This window comes from Schnuerera sp. xch1 (assembly GCF_019931165.1).
Classification (GTDB): domain Bacteria; phylum Bacillota; class Clostridia; order Tissierellales; family Tepidimicrobiaceae; genus JAIOUP01.
The window spans coordinates 110,207-125,566 of the sequence record NZ_JAIOUP010000003.1 but is presented as its reverse complement, the minus strand read 5'-3'; the positions used below and the strand labels follow the sequence as shown (position 1 = coordinate 125,566).

The 15,360-nt window shown below is 30.0% G+C and carries 13 protein-coding genes; 4 read left to right on the top strand and 9 right to left on the bottom strand.

The window, feature by feature from the left end; genetic code table 11:
- Window positions 1–5: 5 nt before the first annotated feature.
- The 3 genes from mmsB to chvE are packed head-to-tail and all read right to left on the bottom strand — an operon-like array spanning window position 6 to window position 3,868.
- A complete protein-coding gene (mmsB, locus tag K8M07_RS04585) occupies window positions 6–1,187 on the bottom strand; it encodes a multiple monosaccharide ABC transporter permease (protein WP_223376715.1) in 1,182 nt (393 codons plus the stop codon).
- Window positions 1,177–2,760 (bottom strand): multiple monosaccharide ABC transporter ATP-binding protein, encoded by a 1,584-nt coding sequence (mmsA, locus tag K8M07_RS04580; protein ID WP_317845473.1) that lies wholly within the window; start codon window positions 2,758–2,760, stop codon window positions 1,177–1,179. The genes mmsB and mmsA overlap by 11 nt, the downstream gene beginning before the upstream one ends.
- A gap of 22 nt (window positions 2,761–2,782) precedes the next feature.
- Complete coding sequence (gene chvE / locus K8M07_RS04575; RefSeq protein ID WP_317845472.1) at window positions 2,783–3,868, bottom strand: multiple monosaccharide ABC transporter substrate-binding protein; 1,086 nt, start codon at window positions 3,866–3,868, stop codon at window positions 2,783–2,785.
- A 313-nt stretch (window positions 3,869–4,181) separates the two neighbouring features.
- Between chvE and K8M07_RS04570 the strand changes: the two genes are divergently transcribed.
- Both K8M07_RS04570 and K8M07_RS04565 read left to right on the top strand, forming a co-directional pair.
- Window positions 4,182–4,991, top strand: a complete 810-nt coding sequence (locus tag K8M07_RS04570; protein ID WP_223376714.1) for a DeoR/GlpR family DNA-binding transcription regulator — start codon at window positions 4,182–4,184, stop codon at window positions 4,989–4,991.
- Window positions 4,988–6,478 (top strand): sugar ABC transporter ATP-binding protein, encoded by a 1,491-nt coding sequence (locus K8M07_RS04565; protein ID WP_223376713.1) that lies wholly within the window; start codon window positions 4,988–4,990, stop codon window positions 6,476–6,478. Before K8M07_RS04570 ends, K8M07_RS04565 begins: the two co-directional genes overlap by 4 nt.
- Before the next feature lie 30 nt (window positions 6,479–6,508).
- Here the strand turns inward: K8M07_RS04565 and galE are convergent, their stop codons facing one another.
- The 3 genes from galE to K8M07_RS04550 are packed head-to-tail and all read right to left on the bottom strand — an operon-like array spanning window position 6,509 to window position 10,141.
- Window positions 6,509–7,498 carry a UDP-glucose 4-epimerase GalE gene (galE, locus tag K8M07_RS04560; RefSeq protein ID WP_223376712.1) on the bottom strand — a complete coding sequence of 330 codons (990 nt, stop codon included), beginning with the start codon at window positions 7,496–7,498 and terminating at the stop codon, window positions 6,509–6,511.
- Window positions 7,499–7,515: 17 nt separating this feature from the next.
- Window positions 7,516–8,976 carry a UDP-glucose--hexose-1-phosphate uridylyltransferase gene (locus tag K8M07_RS04555; RefSeq protein ID WP_223376711.1) on the bottom strand — a complete coding sequence of 487 codons (1,461 nt, stop codon included), beginning with the start codon at window positions 8,974–8,976 and terminating at the stop codon, window positions 7,516–7,518.
- A gap of 16 nt (window positions 8,977–8,992) precedes the next feature.
- Window positions 8,993–10,141: a galactokinase gene (locus K8M07_RS04550; protein ID WP_223376710.1), complete on the bottom strand. Its 1,149-nt coding sequence runs from the start codon at window positions 10,139–10,141 to the stop codon at window positions 8,993–8,995.
- A 223-nt stretch (window positions 10,142–10,364) separates the two neighbouring features.
- On the opposite strand from K8M07_RS04550, the gene K8M07_RS04545 reads away from it, so the two are divergent.
- A complete protein-coding gene (locus K8M07_RS04545) occupies window positions 10,365–11,381 on the top strand; it encodes a LacI family DNA-binding transcriptional regulator (protein WP_223376709.1) in 1,017 nt (338 codons plus the stop codon).
- A 36-nt stretch (window positions 11,382–11,417) separates the two neighbouring features.
- Here K8M07_RS04545 and K8M07_RS04540 read toward each other — a convergent pair whose 3' ends face one another.
- Window positions 11,418–12,350: a VanW family protein gene (locus K8M07_RS04540; protein WP_223376708.1), complete on the bottom strand. Its 933-nt coding sequence runs from the start codon at window positions 12,348–12,350 to the stop codon at window positions 11,418–11,420.
- A 160-nt stretch (window positions 12,351–12,510) separates the two neighbouring features.
- Here K8M07_RS04540 and K8M07_RS04535 point away from each other — a divergent pair, with 160 nt between their 5' ends.
- Entirely contained in the window at window positions 12,511–13,086 is a 576-nt protein-coding gene (locus K8M07_RS04535) for a glycerol-3-phosphate responsive antiterminator (RefSeq protein ID WP_223376707.1), read from the top strand.
- 58 nt (window positions 13,087–13,144) lie between these two features.
- Here the strand turns inward: K8M07_RS04535 and K8M07_RS04530 are convergent, their stop codons facing one another.
- Window positions 13,145–14,755 carry a carbon starvation protein A gene (locus tag K8M07_RS04530; protein WP_223376706.1) on the bottom strand — a complete coding sequence of 537 codons (1,611 nt, stop codon included), beginning with the start codon at window positions 14,753–14,755 and terminating at the stop codon, window positions 13,145–13,147.
- Between the two features lie 37 nt (window positions 14,756–14,792).
- The gene (locus K8M07_RS04525) at window positions 14,793–15,287 is read right to left on the bottom strand and encodes a hypothetical protein (RefSeq protein ID WP_223376705.1); all 495 of its coding nucleotides are present in this window, start codon (window positions 15,285–15,287) and stop codon (window positions 14,793–14,795) included.
- Window positions 15,288–15,360: the final 73 nt, after the last annotated feature.

The window sequence follows — 15,360 nt, the reverse complement described above, 5'->3', positions numbered from 1 at the left end:
CTATTTTAGTTATTAGATTTTGACTTTGTATATGCATCAAAAGCTACCGCTATTAACAGAACAAGACCTTTTATTGCCTGTTGCCAATCTATACCTATCCCTAAAATGGACATACCGTTATTCAATACTCCCATTACAAGCCCACCTATAATGGCTCCTATAATGGTTCCAATTCCTCCTGAAGCTGAAGCACCACCTATATAGCATGCAGCTATTGCATCTAATTCAAATCCATTACCCGCTCCAGGCATTGCTGCATTTAATCTTCCTGAAAATATTATCCCTGCTAATGCTGTCATTAGTCCCATATTTACATACACCCAAAACAAAACCTTATTGGTCTTTATTCCTGATAATCTTGCTGCTTTTTCATTACCACCTGTAGCATATATATACCTTCCTGCAATGGTTTTATTAGTTACGAAGGTATATATTACAACAAGGAAAAATAATAACACTAATACATTTGGTATCCCTCTATAGGATGCAAAACTGTAAGTTAATAGATTTATTACAATAACAATAAGAGAAATCTTTGCTATCAATAATTTCATAGAAATTACATCAAACCCATATTTTATTTTATCTTTTCTATTCTTCATTTCGACAAATACATATATTAAAGAAAACACTATCCCCATTAATAATGTGGTTATATGAAATGTTTGTCCCCCAAAGATATCTCCTATAAATCCAGAACTTAAAATTTGATAGGATTTTTCAAAAGGAGCTAAAGTTTGTCCCTTCAGTATTACCATTGTCAACCCTCTAAAAAGTAGCATCCCAGATAAAGTTACTATAAAAGCCGGTATTTTAACAAATGCGATCCAGAAACCATGCCAAGCACCTACAAGAGCACCTATCAATAAGGATATTATAATCACCGGTATAACTGGCATATTTTGTTCTATCATTAACTTTGCCGCTATAGCCCCTATAAATGCAACTACAGATCCTACGGATAAGTCCACATTCCCTGTTATTATTACCAATAACATACCAACGGCTAAAATCAATATATAACTGTTCTGTAAGATCAGATTAGTTATATTTAATGGTTTTAATAAAATTCCATCAGTAAGAATTTGAAATAAGCCTATTATTAAGATTAAGGCTATTGCCATACCATATTTTCTCATGTTATTTTTAAATACACTATTTATTTTATCTACTTTATTATCCACCATATTCTGCCTCCTTGTTATCCTTCATAATACATTTCATTACACTTTCTGCAGTAGCTTCTTCTTTGCTGAGCTCTCCTACTATTCGTCCTTTATTCATAACATAAAGCCTATCACACATTTCAAGTAATTCTGGAAGCTCAGATGATATCATAAGTATTGATTTGCCTTCTTCTGCTAGCCCATTAATTATTGTATATATTTCTCTTTTAGCCCCAACATCTATTCCTCTAGTGGGTTCGTCTAATATTAATAAATCTGGATCTGAGAATATCCATTTACTTAAAACTACTTTTTGTTGATTTCCACCACTTAAATCCCCTGTGTTTTGGAGTATATCTCTAGATCTTATATTAAAATTGCTTTTATATTTTTCAGCAATCTTGATTTCTTCATTTTCATTTATAACAGAATTTTTACTTATTTTTTCTAAATTCGGTAAACTTACATTGTTTTTTACACTATCTATTAATACTAATCCATAGTTCTTTCTGTCTTCTGTAACATAAGCTATACCGTTATCTATAGCCTGACTTATTGAATTTAATTTTAGCTCTTTATTATTTTTTAAAACCTTCCCTGATAACTTTTTTCCAAATGATTGCCCAAATATACTCATTGCAAGTTCTGTCCTACCAGCTCCCATCAGACCAGAAATTCCAACAACTTCTCCTTTTCTAACATTGATATTTACATCGTCTATAATCTTTTTACTTTCATCTGCGACATCAGATACATTCCATCCTTTAATTTCAAAAAATATATCTCCTATTTTATGTTTCCGTTTAGGATAATAATCCACTATATCTCTTCCTACCATACTTTTAATGATTTTATCTTCACTTAAGTTTTTATCATTATTTAAAGTTTCTATTGTAGCACCATCCCTCAATATGGTTATTCTATCGGAGACTTTAGATACTTCTTTCAGTTTATGAGATATTAGAATTGATGTTATACCTGCTTTTTTAAATTCTAAGAGTAGATTTAATAATTTCTCACTATCATCCTCATTTAAGGCTGCTGTTGGTTCATCAAGTATTAAAAGTTTTACATTCTTTGATAACGCCTTAGCTATTTCTATAAGTTGTTGCTTTCCAACTCCTAATGTATTTGCAATAGCATCAGGATCTTCATCCAATCCAACTTTCTTAAACAGTTTTCTTGCTTCAGTGGTGGTTTTTTCCCAATCTATAATTCCATTTTTTGCTTGCTCGTTTCCTAAAAAAACATTTTCTGCTGCTGACAAATATGGACTTAATGTCAACTCCTGGTGTATAATTACTATTCCCAACTTTTCACTATCCTTTATACTCGTAAACTTGCACTCTTTTCCCTCATATAATATATCACCTGCATAAGTTCCATATGTATATACTCCACTTAATACATTCATTAATGTAGACTTTCCAGCTCCATTTTCTCCTACTAATGCATGTATTTCGCCTTTTTTAACCTCTAAATTTACATTGTCTAGCGCTTTTATTCCATAAAACTCTTTGGTGATATTTTTCATTTTCAATATTATTTCTGACATCTCTACCACCTCTCTATTTAGAAATTTGGTGGTAGCCAAAAGACTACCACCAAATTTTTATCTATAATCCTAAATCTTCTTCTGTATAGTATCCACTATCAATTAATACCTCTCTATAGTTATCAATATCTACTGACACTGGGGCTAATAAATAAGAAGGAACTACTTTAACTCCATTGTCGTAGGTTTCAGTATCATTTACAGGTGCTTCTTCGCCAGTTAGTACTGCATCACACATTTCAACTGCTACCTTTGCAAGCTCCCTAGTATCCTTAAATATTGTTTGAGTTTGCTCTCGTGCTATTATTGATTTAACTCCTGGTATATCTGCATCTTGTCCTGTTATTAAAGGAAGTGGTAAATCTTCTGTACCATATCCCACACCTTTAAGTGAGGATATAACTCCAAGACTTATCGGATCATATGGTGATAATATTATGTCAACTTTATCTGTAGTATAATGGGCTGTAAGTATGTTATCCATACGTGATTGTGCTTTTGCTGCATCCCATCTTAGTGTGGATACTACATCCATTCCCATTTGTCCACTTTTAACAACTAATTGTCCATTGTCTATGTATGGTTGTAATACTGACATTGCTCCGTCATAGAAAAAGTAAGCATTGTTATCATCTGGAGATCCACCAAATAGTTCAATATTATATGGTCCATTACCATCTTCCAATCCCATCTTATCTACTATATAATTTCCCTGTTCTACTCCTACTTGGAAATTATCAAATGTTGCATAATAGTCAACATGTTCACTGTTCATTAATAATCTATCATATGCTATTACTGGTATACCCTGTTCTGCTGCTTTTGAAAGAACATCTGTTAGCGCTTCACCATCTATTGATGCTATAATCAATACGTCTACTTCCTTAGTTATCATGTTTTCTATTTGTGATATTTGATTTTCTACAATGTCTTCTGCAAACTGAAGATCTACTTCATATCCCTTTTCTTCAAGTAAATTCTTCATATTGTTTCCATCTTCAATCCATCTTGGTGCAGATTGTGTCGGCATTGCTACACCTATTAATTTTGTATCTTCTCCACCTGTTTCTACCCCTTCATCTCCTCCACAAGCTACTAGTGATAATGACATAACCATAGCCAATAAAATGATCAACATTTTTTTCATGACTTTATATACCTCCTAATTTTATGTTTTATATGAACATTGATTGCTTCTTAGTTTATGATATCGTTTTCCAATTGCCTTAAAAAAAGAAAATCATAAGAAAGCAATCAATGAGCAATATACTAGTCTTACTGCTTGTCCTTTATTTCGAATTGTATCATATGCCTTTGTTTTAGTCAATATTAATCTTTGTATTCTTTCATTTAATTTCTTTTATTTTCATAATAACTATATTCTCTTGATTGTTAGTTTAGTTTTAATGTATACTTTATATAAATATTAATAATATCAAAAGAAATGGTGATAAATTAAAATGTTTGCTATAGAAAGAATAAGAATAATTAAAAATTATCTATATAAAAAAAAGAAAGTATTCGTAAATGAATTAAGCGAGATGCTTAATGTTTCTGAAGTTACAATTAGAAGAGATTTAGAAAAGCTTGAAGATGAAGGATTTCTAATTAGAACTCATGGAGGAGCGGTACTAAAAAAACAAAAAAAATCAGCAGATGTTTATAATGATTATAATAGCATCGTAAATGTTGATTCTCAATATGCTGTTCTATATGATGAGATTGCTAATATTGCAATTCATATAATAGAAAATGGTGACATTATCATGTTAACTAATGGAACTATAAATTATCATATTGCAAAAAAATTAGACAAAAAAAAGAATATTACCGTTTTGACAAATGATCTTTTAATATCAATTGAAGCTTCTTCTAGCTCATCTAATAAAGTTGTCCTTTTAGGTGGAAATGTCGATTTTGATTCTAAAGCCACCTACGGAGCTCTTACTGCATTGAACATACAAAAATTTTTTGTTAATAAACTATTTATAGAAGTAGATGGCATCGATATAGAAACTGGATTAAGTGTTTCTAACATGGATAAGGCAAACTTAATTAATAGTATACTACCAAACTCCAATGAAAAAATAATACTCTGTCTTGGTTCCAATTTTAATAAAACCGCATTTTATAATATAAGCAGTATAGATATGGCAGACAAGATAGTTACAAATCCTGATATAGATGACTTTTATAAAAAATTTTTATTCGATAATAGAATACAACTATATACATCCATAACTGCTGTTGAAAGGGGTAATATAGAATGAGTACTCCCATTTTATCTTTAATAAATATTAATAAAAGGATATCCAAATCATTCAAATTATCTAACATCAATATTGATTTCTATCCTGGAGAAGTCTGTGCAGTTATTGGAGAAAATGGTTCTGGCAAATCTAGTTTGATGAAAGTAATTAGTGGACTTCTATCTCCTGACAGTGGTGAAGTAAAATTTAATAATAAGACTGTAAAATTCAAATCTATTTATGAAGGTAAAAGACAGGGTGTTTATTATGTGCCGCAGGAAATCAGTCTCTTTGATAATCTAACTGTTGCTGAAAACATTTTTATTGATTCTATATCATTTACATATGCACCTTATCATTATGTCGACTACAATAATATGTTTTATTTAACCAAAAAACTGTTTGAAGAACTTAACGTAGATTTAAACCCTCAAGAATATGTAAAAAATATGGGCTTATCCCAAAAGCAAATTTTATCTTTTATTAAAGCTTATGTAACAAATGCAAAATTTACAATATTTGATGAACCATCTTCGACATTGACAGATGTGGAAAATGATATTCTTTTTAAAATTATCAATATTTTAAAGTCGAGAAAGAACTCAATTATACTTATTTCTCATAGGATAAATCGAATAAAAAAAATAAGCGATAAAATTGTAATTCTTAAAAATGGATCAATAATTAAAAAAGGCAATATAAAGGATTTTAATAGTGAAAAAATCATTCAAATTATAGCTGAGTCAACAAATATCAACAAATATCCTAAACTTCATTTTAACAATAATAATGAAGTTTTATCTGTTAATAATATAAGTTATAAAGATTCATTAAAAAATGTATCCTTTACCTTAAGAAAACAAGAGATAATTGGAATTATTGGAAATGCTAACTCAGGCAAAAATAAACTGATTGAATCTCTATTCGGAATAATAAAACCTGATTCTGGAAAAATAGCCTTAGATGGTAAAGATATATCCTTAAACCATCCCTCAGAAGCCATGTCAAAAGGATTTACTTTAGTGCCAGAAAACAAGATGCAACATTCTATATTTGAACATTTAAATTTAACAAGCAATCTAACAATGTCCTCACTAAAAAGATTCTCTAAAAATTTAATATTAGATAATTATATTATGACAACAGTTGCTAAAAACTACACTTTTAAATTAAGAATATCTCCTGGTAATCCTGAAGATAATATCGTTAATTATAGTGGTGGAAATCAGCAAAAAGTCCTTTTTGCTAAAAGTATAATGCATTTAGCAAAGATATATATATTAGATGAACCTACTAGGGGTATAGATGTAGCATCTAAAAATGATATATATAATATATTAAATAATTTATTAATAAATGGTTCTTCTATAATTTTGTTTTCTTCCGACCTTGATGAAATATTGGGGATGTGTGATAGAATTTTAGTTTTATTAAATGGTGAAGTGACCGCAGAATTAAATGGAAATGATGCTACAAAAGAAGAAATCGTTTACTGCTTGACAGTATAAAGATTTAGAAGATAGCAATATTCTACATTGCTATCTTTCATTATTATATCTATGATGATGGTTTTTCATAAAATTCCAGGCTGTTGATATTATTGTTCTCATATCACTATATCTAGGTTTCCATTCTAGTTCCTTTTTTATCTTCTCAGATGATGCAATCAATATTGCAGGATCACCTGCCCTTTTAGACACTACATCAATCCTTATATTCTTATCTAGAACTACCTTAGCTGCTTCAATTACTTCCTTTACAGTATAACCTTGTTGACTACCTATATTAAATATATTACTACCTTTTCCCTGTCTCAAATAATCAAAACTTAACAGATGTGCATCAGATAAATCTGTTACATGAATATAATCTCTTATACATGTACCATCCCTTGTTGGGTAATCGTCACCAAACATCTTTATACTTTCATTCTTAATTGCAGCCATCAATATATTAGGTATGAGATGGGTCTCTGGATCATGCCGCTCTCCAATCATGCCACTCTTATCTGCCCCAGCCGCATTAAAATACCTTAGCGAGATATAATCTATTCCATGAATTCTGTTAAACCATTTAAACATTCTTTCCATTGTAAGCTTTGTTTCCCCATAGACATTTGTTGGATTTGTAGGATTATCTTCTTTTATTGGAATCTCCTCTGGATTACCATAAGTTGCTGCTGTTGATGAAAATACTATTTTATCTATATTATGCTCAACCATTTGTTTTAAAAGACATAAAGTCCCATAAACATTATTTTCATAATATTTATATGGATTTTTCATACTTTCTCCAACTAGTGAATTTGCAGCAAAATGTATTATTCCTTCTATTTCATTCTTTCTAAAAACATTGATCATAAATTCATTATCTCTTAAATCACCAATAAGCAATTTCCCACCTAAAACTGCTTCTTTATGTCCAGTTTCAAGATTATCCAAGACTAATACTTCTTCGTTATTGTCAAGTAATTGTTTTACTACATGTGAGCCAATATAGCCTGCTCCACCAGTTACAAGTATTGTCACCTAATCCCCTCCTATTTTTATTTTATGCACCCATCTATAAACTCTTTAAATTCATCATAATCAGTTCTTTTGAACACACCACAATTCTCCAAAATGTTCACAAAAACATTTCCCACTTCATTTTCAAGCAAATTGCCTATTTCCTCTATATCTATTCTCTCATCATATTTATCTTTAAGTTGAAGTATCCAATCTCTATGCGGATCTTCTTTATTAATATTTTTTTTACCTAGCAAAATTTGTTTAATCTCCTCTAACTCATTATCCAATCTTCTAGGTAAAATAGCTAATCCCATTACCTCTATAAGACCTATATTTTCCTTTTTAATATGATGATTTTCCTCATGAGTATGAAATATTCCATATGGATATTCCTCATTACACCTATTGTTTCTAAACGTTATATAAAGAATATATCTTTCTTTCTTCTTTCTCATTATTAATGTAACAGTATTATGCTTTTCATTATTAGTAAAGGGAATTATCTGTAATTCTTTATTCTTATAATTATCCCATCTTCTGATTATTTCAAAAGACTTTTCCTTTAACTTCTCCCTATCTCTAGAAACAACTCTTATAGTACTTACTGGCCAATCTAATATCTCTATTTTATAATCATCTTCATCTATAGTATCAAATACCCTAGCCTTTTCAATTGGGAAAGTGTAGTTCCCACCTTGAAAATGATTATGACTTAATATAGAACCTCCAACTATTGGCAGCTCCGCATTGGAACCTATAAACAACTTTGGAAAAATCTCTACAAAATCTAACAACCTTTCTATTGTCTTATGATCTATATTCATATGAGTATGTTCATATGATAATACTATTAGATGTTGATTGTAGTAAACATAAGGAGAAAATTGCAAGTACCATTTCTCATCGTTTAATTTCAATGGTATTATTCTATGATTACTCCTCTCTGGATAACCAGGTCTACCTTTATATCCTACATTTTCTTTACACAATACGCATTTAGGGTAATTATTTGATTGCTCTTTTCCGGATTTTATAATATCCCTTGGGTCCTTTTCTGGTTTTGATAAATTGATGGTTATTTCAATATCCCCATATTTTGATGAATATTTCCATTTTTTATTTCTAGTTACACGATCCATTCTAATATATTTAGTATATTGACAAAATTTGTAATACCAATCTATAGCTTTTTGACCTCTTCCTTCAGACATTAATTGATTAAACTTGCTTATTACTTCAGAATTTCTTGGAGTAACTTCTCCCATTATCCTGCTTACAAACTTTTCGAATGGAAGATCTAAATCATTATATTCATAAAGTATCTTTAAAGCTCTCATATCATCTATCCTTTTATGTATTTCAAATTCTTCATCTTCAATTTGAAAAATATGGAACAATGAATTTTTAGCAGATATATCATCTAATTCTCCTAATAATTTATTTTCCTTAGCACTTTCTATAATTGAATAGATTGCTGATATTAACTTTTTTTTCATAATCCAAACTCCCTCACTATATTTTTTTAACACCATCTTCTATTAATGAATAATAGAAATCTGCATCTAATCCGGTCTTTTCTTTGTATACCTTCTTAATTCTTTTTTCAAATTTTTCAATGTGTTGATTTTCTATTAAAGTAATCGTACATCCTCCAAATCCAGCTCCTGTCATCCTTGAACCTAGAACTCCATCACATTTTCTAGCTTCATCTACAAGAACATCTAATTCATATCCCGTTACTTCATAATCGTTCCTTAGTGAATCATGAGATTGATTCATCATCTTACCAAAGGTATGTAAGTCTTCATTTTCTAAAGCTTTAATAGAGTTTATTACTCTTTCATTTTCCATAATCACATGCCTAACTCTTTTTCTTATATTTTCTTTATCTATCTTATCAATAAATTGTTTTAATTCTAAAGAAGTTAAATCACATAGATTTTCAATGTCCTTGTACTTTCGAAGAATTCTAAGGCCTTCTTCACACTCATCTCTTCTTTCATTATATTTTGAAGATGATAATTCCCTTTTTTTATTGCTATTAATTATTACTAAGCTATGTTTGTCCATTTTTACTTTAGAATATTTATATTTCAAAGTATCACAATCTAATAGTATGACATGATCTTTTTTACCCATACATACAGCAAATTGATCCATTATGCCACAGTTTACTCCAATGTATTCATTTTCAACCTTTTGACTTAATTTAATCCATTCTAATTTATTAACATTTAAATTATGCAGATTATCTATAATCATACAGGTAAGTATCTCCATAGCCGCTGATGAAGATAAACCAGCTCCCTCGGGTATATTACCATAGTAATTTATCCGCATACCTTTTAATTTAAATCCTCTATTTATAAATTCCTTTGCAATTCCCTTTGGATAATTAGCCCAACCATGTTCATCTTTATATTCTAAATCATCGAGAGCAACTTCAACCTCTAATTCCATATTTCTACTTTTCAATATAAGTTTATCCTCTTCTATTATCTTTGCCACTCCATATATCCCAAATTCTAAAGCACAGGGGAGAACATATCCGCCATTATAATCTATATGTTCTCCTATGAGGTTAACTCTTCCTGGACAAAAAAATTGTTGGTATCCATCTTTTTTCGGATATGTCTCCAAAAAATCTTTTGCTTGTTTCATATATCTAACCTCCTAATATTGTTAAGGTTTATTTATAGAAAACGGTTTCTAATTATGTAAAAGATAGCTTTATATTGAATAATTAAAATTATATATTATAATTTATATAGAAAGCGGTTTCTATATTTAGAATATAATCCATTCTGGTATTTGTCAATATTATTATTCTGTTTAGGATAATATGTTCTATCAAAAAATATTTTGGGAGTGGGAGTGATATTTTATGAAATATAAAATAAGTGATGTAGCAAAAGAAGCAGGAGTTTCTATTTCTACTGTATCAAGAGTTATAAATAATAACTATCCAGTTAGTGAAAGCACAAGAAAAAAAGTTGAATCTGCAATTAAGAAACTCAATTTTGTACCAAGTTACCTAGCTAAAAGCCTTTCTGAGAATAAATCCTATGTTATAGGCGTTCTTATACCTAGCATTAATAACTTATTTTTTACTGAAATAGTTGCAGAGTTGGAGAAACATCTTGTTGATAATAAATATATGATATACCTAGTTTCTACAAATAACATCTGGGAACAAGAAAAAAATTACTTAATCAATATGGTTGAACGACAAGTGGATGGACTTATTATTCTGGATTCTTCTGCTAAGGAAACAGGACATTTCAAATTCATAAATAAAATAGCCTTTAATATACCTACCGTTATGGTAAACGGTAGATATTCTGAAATTAATTGTTCTGCAGTGGTTTCGAATGAAGAATATGGTGCAAAATTAGCATTAGAGCATTTATATAATACTGTTGGTGATAATATTTCTATTTTTAGTGGTAAAAGTAGTTTTTCTTATGAAATTAAGGAAAAAGTTTTTTTTAATTTTTTATCTGAAAAAAATATATCTCTCAAAAAATATAGTATTTTAAAAGTTCCATTAGGTAACAGTTTACAAACAATTGATTATTCACGAGATATATTTATAAAAACTTATAAAAAATTTCCTTACATAAAAGGTATCTATGCTTTTAATGATTTGATTTCTTCAGGTATTTTACAAGGTTGCAAGATGTTAAATTTAAATATTCCAGAAGATATTTCCATAATAAGCAACGATAATACTATTTTATCATCGCTTTCCTTTACAAAACTTTCAACTGTTGATTTAAAGCTAAAGAAAATAGGATTTGAAACATTTAAATTAATATATAAATTAGTTACTTCAAAAACACAATCCAACAATATTATTGAAATAGATACCGAATTAATACTTAGAGATTCAACTATTTAAATGAAATAGATTCATATTTATTTAAATAGTTCAATTCTATTCTCCTGTCTCTATTACATTTGGCAAGGGTAAATACCTGCTAATTCCTAAGTTTTTGGTTTCAGTGCTACCATCTTCATACTGAATTATTACCTTTGATTCTACCGTAGCTCCATCTATACCTTTTAGAATCAATTTTTCTTCATTTTCTTCTAACTCTGAATTTTTCTTATAATATGTGGGTGCTTCTACTTTATCTGTAACATTATGGTTCCATTCTACCTTAGGAGATTCTTCTTGCCCATAAAATCCTATATATAGTCTGTATCCTATAATTTCAGCCCATATTAAAATAGGAAAATCCTTATTGTTTTTAAATTTAAAATCCTTACCTCCATAGGCAACAGTTGCATCCTGACCATAAGGTACATAGTTAACTGGCATAGAATGATAGTGTCTTTCTACAATCTCTAAGTCACTTAAAACCGCAACATTGTATAAAGTAGAGGCAATCTTACATACCCCTCCACCTTCAGTCTGAACTATATTTGGACCAGCAAAAGAGGCTCCTTTCTTATATCCTCTTGATTCAGTATATGGACCTATTAATTCATTTTGTGAAAATATCTTTTGAGAAGGTAATACTATTCCTCTAGCTGAACTAGCAGCTAGATTCACATTGTGTTCTTCTCCGGGTAATGGATCTGTTAACACTGAACAATATGCTGCCATCAATACATGAGTATTATTTTCCTGTTGTGCTTTCAAAAAATCTTCATCTTCTGCCCAAGGTAATTTATTTACAGGTCCAGATACATCTGGTGTATCTACTTCTATCCCTTTTTTCCCCAATTCCGATTCATCAACATGTATTTCGATACGTTCTTCTTTCAATTCTGTATTTGTATTTGAATTTACGGTAGAATAGGATTCCAAAGCTAATAACATAGCTAAATTAGCCATGAATACTGAAATTTTATCTTTTGCCATTATAATCCTCCATTTTTATAATCTTATTTAGAACTACTATATAGTTTTCATTAATAAGTAGAAAATATTCATAGGATTATAACTTTACCATATTTATCTAATATGATAAGATTATCATAGTGAAAAATTTAATTAATATTTTTTAGCATGAGGTGATGTTTTGTATAATTTCTTTGATGCTATAGGAAAAAACCCTATTATTGCTGCTGTTAATAAGTTAGAGCAATTAAATAATGCTATTGAATCACCATGTGAGAATATATTTCTACTTGCAGGAAATATTTTTAATCTTAAGGAAATAGCTCATAGAGTCCTGACAAAAGATAAAGGATTATACATAGGTATAGATTCTATTGACGGTTTCTCTAAAGATACTTGGGGATTAGAGTATATTATAAAAAATATACATCCTAGTGGTATAATTACTTCCAAGGATAATTTAATAAAGTTGGCTAAGGATTTAGGAGCATTTGCTATCTTTAGATTGTTTGTATATGATTCTGTATCCCTTAAGCAAGGTATTAGAACTATCAAAAATGTTAGACCTCATGTTGTTGAAATATTACCAGGTATTATGCCTAAAATAGTTGTAAAGATATTCAAAGAAACCAGTATGCCAATTATCACAAGTGGATTGATTATGGATAAAGAAGATGTATTTAAGAGCCTAAATTCTGGAGCTATTGCTGTATCCAGTTCTAATGAGGATATATGGTACTTAAACAAAAATGAGTAAGGAATCAATCCCTTACTCACTTTTATTATTATAAGATAAAGAAAGGTTCTTCGTCTTACTAATGACTTACTTTACTAGTATCTTCTTTAAATAGTATCTTGTACCCTTGCACTGCTAAAACTATAGCTAATATAAATAATAATACCGGAAATACTACTAGTATATAATTTGCTTTAATAAAGTTATCTCTAACTAAGAATACAAGAGCACTAAGTGTTACTATAAGCATAAATATCATTGGAATGGTTATCATATTGAAACTCTTCTTTGATTTTTTCAACCATAATGCTACAGCCATCAATGCTAATGCTGCTAGTAATTGATTTGCAGAACCAAATATTGGCCATATCTTAGCATATCCACCTGCTGCAAGTATACAACCTATAATTACAATAATAGCAGTTGCAATATATTTATTAGTAAGCACTGATTGTTGTTCTTTATCTGGATCTTCAAAATATTCTTGGAATATGAATCTACCAAGTCTAGTTGAGGTATCCAAACTTGTTAATGCAAAGGCTGATACTGCCAATGCTACGAAGTTTTTACCTACATCAAATGGAATGCCAAACTTAGACATAAATACTCCTACACCTTCAGAGAATACATTTACAGGTCCGCCTTCTAATAATGTCGATAGTTCTCCCTGGCTTACATAAGCTGCAGTTATCAAAGCAACAACTGCTAATACACCTTCAACAAGCATAGAACCATATCCAATAGGTCTTGCATCCTTTTCGTTATCAATTTGCTTGGATGTAGTTCCAGATCCTACTAAAGAGTGAAATCCTGATATAGCACCACAGGCTACTGTTACAAATAACATTGGGAATAGATATTGTCCGCCTACATTAAATGATGTTACTGTGTCAAGTTGAATGCTTGGTCTATAAACTATTAATCCTACTACGGCTCCTATAATCATAGCATATAATAAGAAAGAGTTCAGATAATCTCTAGGTTGTAATAATATCCATACTGGAGCCACAGATGCAATGAAAATATAGATTCCTAGTATTACTATCCATGTATTTACACTTAATTGAATAGGGAATACATTCCCTAACCATACACATATGAATAGAAGAATAACACCAACTACAGTTCCTAATTTTAAAGATACTCCTTTTCGGTATACTGCAAGTCCGAAAGCAATAGCTAAAACTATAAACAATAACGAGGATGTTGCTGCTGCAGGTGTTGATGCAAAGGTTGCTGCAACTATGTTTGTAAATGCTGCTACGATTAACACTAAAGTTAACCATGCAAATATTGAGAATAACTTTTTACCTGTTTTCCCCATAGTGTCATTTATTACTTCTCCTATGGATTTCCCTTTGTTACGTATAGATACGAATAATGAACCATAATCGTGAACTCCACCAAAGAAAATACTCCCAATTATAATCCATAGAAATACTGGTACCCATCCAAATATTGCTGCCTGAATAGGCCCGTTAATTGGTCCTGCTCCAGCTATCGAAGAAAAATGGTGTCCCAATAATACTGCTTTACTAGTCGGTACATAATCTACTCCGTCATTAAATTCATTAGCAGGAGTTTTTTTGCTTGTGTCTACTCCCCATTTTTTAGCGAGCCATGCACCATAAGTGGCATATGCAATAATAAAGATAATAATACTGCCAACCATTAACCACAATGCATTCATAATTACATCTCCTTTCCCTTACTACACTAGGTAAAAGCTAAATACCGTAAACCTCTCTAACCTCCTTCCCTTTTTTACTTGTTACTATATATTCATCATTCATAGTAACCAAAATTAATCGGATATCAACCCATCCTTTAAAACCAAAAGCAAACCCCTTTTGATATTTAAATTTTTTTATAGTATCGATAATCTCCATATTAGGCTGTTCATCCAAAACTATTACCCCTGTAATCATACTGGACATGTGACTTTCATCTGGATTTACTATTTCATCAGTAAAACTAATTAAGATGTTAATATATGTTTGAAGACACTGCTGAGTGAGATTGTCAAAATACTTAATAAAGCAATACTCATTGTTTTCAATAGCATCTAACACAGTTTTCTTGAGCAATATATACCTTTCCGTTCTTAAGTGATACTCGGCGAATAGATCAAATTCATAATTCCCGACTTTATAATTTTTTTCAATATCAAAATTGTTTTGTAGTTTTTTTTCAATAATCTCCAGATATTGTTTAAAGTCCATCTTATCACCCTTGTAAGTGTTTGTTATGTATTAATAAATATATTCACTGTACTTCAATTATATAACGTTATCG